A 6,349-nucleotide genomic window follows, 5' to 3' on the forward strand; every position below is an offset into this window, starting at 1 on the left:
ACCATCATCCAAGCCAACCACACGCTGTTGACCTGCGACCATTCAGGATGAAAGAGGTTCACTGAGCCTTTTCCATGCCAGCATCCCAACCTGGATGCTCAAGGCGGCACGGTCGTCCGGCGCAGCCTGCGGTAGCGGGTGGCCTGGCGTAATTCCCGGGTCAGTATGCGGAGCGGTCGGACGATGCTGTGGCCCACAGAGCGGCGGGTGACGTCGGTGCCGCTGTGCTCGATGCGGGAGTTGGTGATCGGACAGGTCCAACAGGGCGCGCTGCAGAGGCTGGAAGTCCGGCGCTGTCGAGTCGAGCAGCGCACGTGCTGCCGACAGGGCCTTCCTGATCTTATGGCACGTTAACGTCACCAAAGCCCGGGTCGCCGGGGTGTCCTCGCCGCGTTCGAGCGCGGTGCAGGTGGCGCCACAGTAATCGAGGTCTTCCTGTGGCAGATACAGGCGTCCGTCGCTCAAGTCCTCTTTGAGGTCAGCGAGGTGGTCCAGGCAGCCTTCGGCGAAGAGTCGGCAGCGGTCCCGGAACGGCTTGTCCCCGCCGCCGGGATGCTGCAATGCTTCGAGCAGCATGAGGGACAATGGCGAGACGTCAGCGACGTAGCGTTGGAAGTAGGCCTCGGTGGTGAAGCCGGTGAAGTGCAGTTCCTGAGCAGTGCCCTGGACGTAGGACTTCACCCAGTGATGGGGCAGACGCCGTGCGGTCACAGTGTATAGGAAGGCCCGCAAGACTGGGTCTTCTGAGTGGTTGGCGTCGAGGCCGACGGTGACCTCTCCGGCCCATGCCTGGAAGCGGGGCAGGCGCTCCGGCAAGGAGCCCATTGTCGGCGATGTCGTCGGTACGAGCGAGGAATCCGTACGCGGCGACCGCGTGGGGTTGCAAGGGCGGGGCGAGTAGAAGTCTCACGGCAGCATAGTGCGGTGATCCCTTCAGTGGTCCCGGCATGTGAGGAGTTGGGCAAGATCGGCGAGTTCAGCGGCTGGGACCGGTGCCGGGTGCACGAGGGAGAGGTGTTCGAGCGCCGTTTCGGTGTGGCGCCTGGCCTGGTGAACAGTCCAATCCCTGGCGACTGTTTGACGGCGGTGCAAGCCTCGCAGGCTCTCAGACTGCGGAGTTCGCTCGGCCAGTGCTGCGGCGACCGGCAAGGTGACCTTGCGCGCGCGTATATCCGACAGCGCGGGCTTGCCGGCTCCTGTCTCATCACCCCAGATGCCAAACAGGTAGTCGACGCACTGGAATGCGATACCGAGGTGTCGACCGAAGGCTTGCACGGTCCGACGCGCTCGGAGTCAGCCCCACCTGCAAGCGCCCCGAGGGCACAGGCGAGAAGTTCGCCGGTCTTGGCGGTGGCGACAGCCAGGGCGCTGGTCCGGGTGCCGGTATCAGCGTGGATGCGAATGTCGAGGTACTCGCCTTCGATGAGTGCCTGGATGCCGTGTTCTGCGCTCCCGCGCACTTCGTGGGCAGTGAGCACACCTGGTAGATCCATGGACACGTCAAGCGCCGCCATGTGCGCCTTCTCTCTGGGGTGGGCTCGGAAAAGAGTGAGGTCACGCGGCCGTTCATCAGCTCTGGTTGACGCGGTCGGTGGACCATCGTCGTGTACCTGACGCATGTGTGCCGCCTCTCCCCGAGCTCCACGGCTTGCTCGGCCACAAGTTGATCGACGGTGAGTGGGGAGTGTCATGGCTGTGCTGTGCAGGCCCTCAGTGTGGGTTCCGGAGAACACCATCTCGATGGAGGAGACGCTGGAGTTGGCGCGCCAGCTCCATCCCGACCACGCGAAGCTGCCGCTGGTCCTGCGGATGATCAAGAACACCGGGGTGGCGAAGCGCCACCTGGTCCAGCCCCTCATGCAGACGCTTCAGCACCCGGGGTTCGAGGCCCGCAACCGCGTCTATGTGCGCGAAGCCCGCGCCCGCATCCCGAACGTGGTTAAGCAGGCCCTGTCCTCGGCCGAGGTGACGGCGCCACAGATCGACGCGATCGTGTTCGTGTCGTGCACGGGATTCACCATGCCGCCGCTGACCTCCTGGATGATCAATGAGCTGGGATTCCGCAGCGATACCCGGCAGATCCCCATCGCGCAGCTGGGCTGCGCGGCCGGCGGCGCAGCGATCAACCGGGCGCACGACTTCTGCCTCGCCTACCCGGGCACCCATGTGCTGATCGTCGCATGCGAATTCTGCTCACTCGTCTACCAGCCTGATGACAGCGATGTCGGCTCCTTGCTGTCCGACGGGCTGTTCGGGGATGCGATCGCCGCCGCAGTTGTCAGGGGTGCGGGCGGCGCCGGGATGCGGCTGGTGGCCAACGCATCTCACCTGGTGCCGGCCACCGGGGACTGGATTACCTATAACGTGAAGGCGACGGGCTTTCATTTCCGCCTGGACCGCCGGGTTCCCGGGACCATGAACCTCCTGGCCCCGGCCCTGCACACGCTTGCCGGAGCACACGGCTGGGATGCCTCGAAGCTGGACTTCTACATCATCCACGCCGGCGGTCCGCGGATCCTTGATGACCTGTCCCGATATCTGATGGTGCCCCCGGTGGCCTTCCGGCACAGCCGGGCCACGCTCACCGAGTACGGCAACATCGCCTCGGCCGTCGTCTTCGACGCGCTGCGCCGTCAGTCTGACGAGGGCCTGCCCGAAGGAGCCCGTGGCCTGCTGGCCGGATTCGGTCCCGGCATCACCGCCGAATCCTGCCTGGGCACCTGGAGCGCCCCCGAGCCGATACGCGGCGGACGCCATGTGGCGCACACCAACGGCCGGGCATCCGCGAGACCGCACGCACCGCAGCCCTGACCGCCACCCCATCTCCACAACGCACTGAAATGAGGAACTGCTGTGACTACTGGCTTGGCGAACGTGCCCCAGACTTTCACGTTGGGCAGCGACCAGGTGGTCGGCCGCCTCGGCTACGGCGCAATGCATCTAACCGGCCCCGGCATGTGGGGCCCGCCCACTGACCCCGACAAGGCCAAGTGCCTGCTGCGCCGCGCGGTGCGCGAGCTCGGCGTCACCTTCATCGACACCGCCGACTCCTACGGCCCCGGCTACAACGAGGAGATCATCCGAGAGGCCCTGTACCCCTACCCCGAAAACCTGGTGATCGCCACCAAGGGCGGGATGCTCCGCACCGGGCCCGAAGACTGGGTCCGAGCCGAGGGCCGCAACCCGTACATCGTCGCGCTGGGGCGGCCCGAATACCTGCGCCAGCAGGTCGAGTTGAGCCTATACCGGCTTGGGCGCGAGTGCATCGACCTGTACCAGCTGCACCGCATCGACCCCCTCGTTCCCCTGGCCGACCAGCTCGGCGCCCTGGCCGAACTCCAGCAACAGGGAAAGATCCGGCATATCGGCCTGTCCGGGCAGCCCGAAGTCACCATCGAACAGCTCGAAGCCGCCCGCCAGATCGTCGACATCGTGGCGGTGGAGAACCTCTACAACATCGCCGACCGCTCCGGCGAAGCAGTCCTCACATACGCCGAGGACAATAACATCGCCTTCATCCCCTGGTTCCCCCTCGGCCACGGCGACCTCGTCGGCCCCACCGGGATTCTCACCCAGGCCGCCGATACCTACGGGGCCACCGGCGCACAACTGGGGCTTGCCTGGCTGCTGCAGCACTCACCGAACATCCTCCTCATCCCCGGCACCACCTCCGTCACCCACCTCGAGGACAACCTAAAGGCCACCGACGTCCAGCTTACCGAAACCCAGTGGGACGAACTCGAGGCCCTGTGCGCGAAGGCCACCGTATGGCGGCCCACCGCCCCCGTCCCTGTCCAGGAAGGAACCCGGTGATGACCACCGTCCCCCGTCAGACCACCGCGCATCCGCACACTGGGATCCTGCGCACCATCTACGCCGACCTGTCCAAGCTGGCTGAGTACGCTGCGGACGACATGGTGCTGCACCGCGCCGACCGCAGCGTGGAAGACCCCGGGCTGTGCCGGGGGGTCCAGGCTGTCCTCGCCCATGAGCAGGCCCTGCTGCGGCTGACCGGAAATACCCTCGTCATGGACGTCGAGCACATCGCAGCCAATGAGTACTTCGGCGCGGTCCTCGGCATCCTACGCGCCACCCACCCCCAGGACATCGCCATGCCGTTCTGCGGCCTGTGGCGCTTCGAAGGCGGCTGCATTGTGGAGCACTGGGAGAACGCCTACCGCGTCGCCGAGCTGCTGCACCTGTTCACCCCGACTGCATCCCGCACAACGACGGGCTGATGTGCGTGCGTAAGAACGCCGTGCAGAGCTGCCTCGGCTCTGACACGCGAGCTGACGCCAACTGTCATCTACCGCAGCCCACACCAACACGAAAGGGGGAAGAACATGGCCAAGGCGCCAAATCCTCGCCCCGCTCCGGGGATCCCCAGAGCCGACACGATTCCCGAGGGACTGTCACCCATTCCGCTCATGGACCTGATCGGCGGTTTCTGGTCGGCGAAGACCTTCGCCAGAAGGTGCTGCATGATCTGCGCCGCCGTATCGGCGCAACGCCGCTGAAGCACCTGTTCGAAGTGCTGGCCGGCCCGCTGGCCCAGCCGTCCACTCCCGGCGTGTGCTACCGGCGGTGGCGGACGGTGGCCTTCGACGGCTGCCGTAGCCTCGCGGCTCCCGACCACGAGCGCAACCGTGCGTGGCTGGGACGGTTCACCCACCGCTTCGGACTGGAGGCCGAGGTGCAGGCACACACCGCCGACGGCGGCCGGAGCACCGGCTCTTACCGGCTGCTCACCACACTTACCGACCATCGCGCCGATCCGGCCGAGCACTTGGTACACCTTTATCACGAACGCTGGGAAGTGGAATCGTCTTTCCTGGCCTTGCGTCACACCCTGCCCAGGGGACGGGTGTTGCGGTCGAAGGACCGGCCGGCCTGGAGCAGGAACTGTGGGGGCTCCTGGTTTGCTCTACCAGGCCCTGCGCTCGGCGATGGTCACGGCCGTGGAGACCGTCGCTGGCTGCGACCCGGACCGGGCCGCCTTCACCACGGCCCTGGAGGCAGCCCGTGACACGGTCGTCCAGCCGCGTCTCCCATCGCCGCCCCTGGCACTCGATGGGCGAGTCGACCTGGTCGGACGCATCGGTGCCGCAATTCCGAGCAGCCTGCTGCCGCCGCGCCACTCGCGGGTTTCCGCACACGTCGTGAAGTGCGGGATCTCGCACTACCACACCCGGAAACACGACGACCGTCCTTTGATGAGCACCCTCCTCACAGCGTTCGGTGTCGCCGTCCACCCACCTGCACGGCCCACGGCCCTGACCGCGAGTGGCCCGAATGCGCAGGGGCGTCCCGGCCGTTGGACGCATGTCTCCGAGATCACGGCGGCCGACGCCGACCGGTCCTGGACGGCGCAGGACCTGGCACAACAACTCGGCATCGCCGATCGTAAATCCGTAGAGGCCTGGGTGCTGCCCTGGCCAAGTGGACACGCAAGGGACTTCTCAACCGCATCGCCTATGCCACATACAAACTCACGCAACCCGAAGTCTTGACAGCGGCCTCGGCCCCATAACTTCGTGGCATTGGCTCATCAAAACCCAAGGCCTCCGCGGCCGCACCTTCACCACCAGGGCCGAGGTGAACCTCGCGCTCTTCGAGAACATCGACACCTTCTACAACACCCGGCGCCTCCAGGAACGGCTCGGCTGCCCCAGAAGCCATCCGCATTCCGAATGTGATCGCTGGGTTTCCGCTGGTCGGGCATGAACTGCGGCTGGTGGCGGGAGAGTTTGGGCATTCGTCTGCTCGCGTCGCGTTTGTGGAGGTGGCTGATGCCGTCGGTGCTCGGTCTGCTGGAGGCCCGGGAGAAGAAGGTCCGCGCGGAGGTGGCCCGCTTGCGGGAGGAGGCCGAGCGAGTCCACGACCGCCGCACTCGGATCCACGTCGCGGCCCTCCTTCGCCCGCACCAGGTCGTGGAGCTCGGGGAGCAGACCGGTCACCTGCCAGCGGCGGGCGAAGGCGTGCACCCGCCGATACGACGGAAAGTCCTTCGGCAGGTTCGCCCACTTGACCCCGTTGTCGACGACGTACCGCACAGCGTCCACCATCATGCGGTGGCAATAGCCCTCGGGCCGCCCTCCCCGCCCCTGAAGCCACGCCGGTACCGGCAGCGACCGGCGCATCCCCTGCCACTCGGCCTCCGTCATGTCCGAGATGTAGCACGGGACGCGGTCCGGGTGATCCGCCGCCTTCCCGAACCGGTGCGCGAGGCAATCGCACAGCGACACGCGGGAGCTGGACGCGGCGGGCACGCTCGCGCAAGACTGCGACAACAGGACCTCCGGAGGCTCGGGCTGACTCGCAATCGCTGAGCTACCAGGAAGTCCTGCCT

The 6,349-nt window shown here is 66.5% G+C and carries 7 protein-coding genes; 4 read left to right on the forward strand and 3 right to left on the reverse strand.

Features of this window, described 5'->3' with window-relative positions:
- Positions 1 to 42: 42 nt before the first annotated feature.
- Together ACFWZ5_RS43990 and ACFWZ5_RS43995 are read right to left on the reverse strand one after the other, a co-directional pair.
- Positions 43 to 816, reverse strand: a complete 774-nt coding sequence (locus tag ACFWZ5_RS43990; RefSeq protein WP_384892695.1) for a squalene/phytoene synthase family protein — start codon at positions 814 to 816, stop codon at positions 43 to 45.
- Positions 817 to 933: 117 nt separating this feature from the next.
- Complete coding sequence (locus ACFWZ5_RS43995) at positions 934 to 1,275, reverse strand: polyprenyl synthetase family protein (protein ID WP_384892698.1); 342 nt, start codon at positions 1,273 to 1,275, stop codon at positions 934 to 936.
- A 414-nt stretch (positions 1,276 to 1,689) separates the two neighbouring features.
- Here ACFWZ5_RS43995 and ACFWZ5_RS44000 point away from each other — a divergent pair, with 414 nt between their 5' ends.
- From ACFWZ5_RS44000 to ACFWZ5_RS44015, 4 genes are all read left to right on the forward strand, one after another.
- On the forward strand, positions 1,690 to 2,811 hold the full coding sequence (locus ACFWZ5_RS44000; protein ID WP_384892701.1) for a type III polyketide synthase: 1,122 nt from the start codon (positions 1,690 to 1,692) through the stop codon (positions 2,809 to 2,811).
- A gap of 81 nt (positions 2,812 to 2,892) precedes the next feature.
- Entirely contained in the window at positions 2,893 to 3,813 is a 921-nt protein-coding gene (locus ACFWZ5_RS44005; RefSeq protein WP_384892703.1) for an aldo/keto reductase, read from the forward strand.
- Positions 3,813 to 4,238, forward strand: a complete 426-nt coding sequence (locus ACFWZ5_RS44010) for a nuclear transport factor 2 family protein (protein WP_384892706.1) — start codon at positions 3,813 to 3,815, stop codon at positions 4,236 to 4,238. Before ACFWZ5_RS44005 ends, ACFWZ5_RS44010 begins: the two co-directional genes overlap by 1 nt.
- A gap of 236 nt (positions 4,239 to 4,474) precedes the next feature.
- A complete protein-coding gene (locus ACFWZ5_RS44015; protein ID WP_384892708.1) occupies positions 4,475 to 5,026 on the forward strand; it encodes a hypothetical protein in 552 nt (183 codons plus the stop codon).
- A gap of 604 nt (positions 5,027 to 5,630) precedes the next feature.
- On the opposite strand, the gene ACFWZ5_RS44020 is transcribed toward ACFWZ5_RS44015, so the two are convergent.
- Positions 5,631 to 6,164, reverse strand: coding sequence for a transposase (locus ACFWZ5_RS44020; protein WP_384892711.1), 534 nt, complete (start codon positions 6,162 to 6,164; stop codon positions 5,631 to 5,633).
- Positions 6,165 to 6,349 lie beyond the last annotated feature (185 nt).

This window comes from Streptomyces sp. NPDC059003 (assembly GCF_042740445.1).
GTDB lineage: Bacteria > Actinomycetota > Actinomycetes > Streptomycetales > Streptomycetaceae > Streptomyces.

Coding starts and splice junctions, on each gene's coding strand:
- ACFWZ5_RS44000 (WP_384892701.1), top strand. CDS start 1,690: ATGGCTGTGCTGTGCAGGCCCTCAGTGTGGGTTCCGGAGAACACCATC.
- ACFWZ5_RS44010 (WP_384892706.1), top strand. CDS start 3,813: ATGACCACCGTCCCCCGTCAGACCACCGCGCATCCGCACACTGGGATC.
- ACFWZ5_RS44020 (WP_384892711.1), bottom strand. CDS start 6,164: ATGACGGAGGCCGAGTGGCAGGGGATGCGCCGGTCGCTGCCGGTACCG.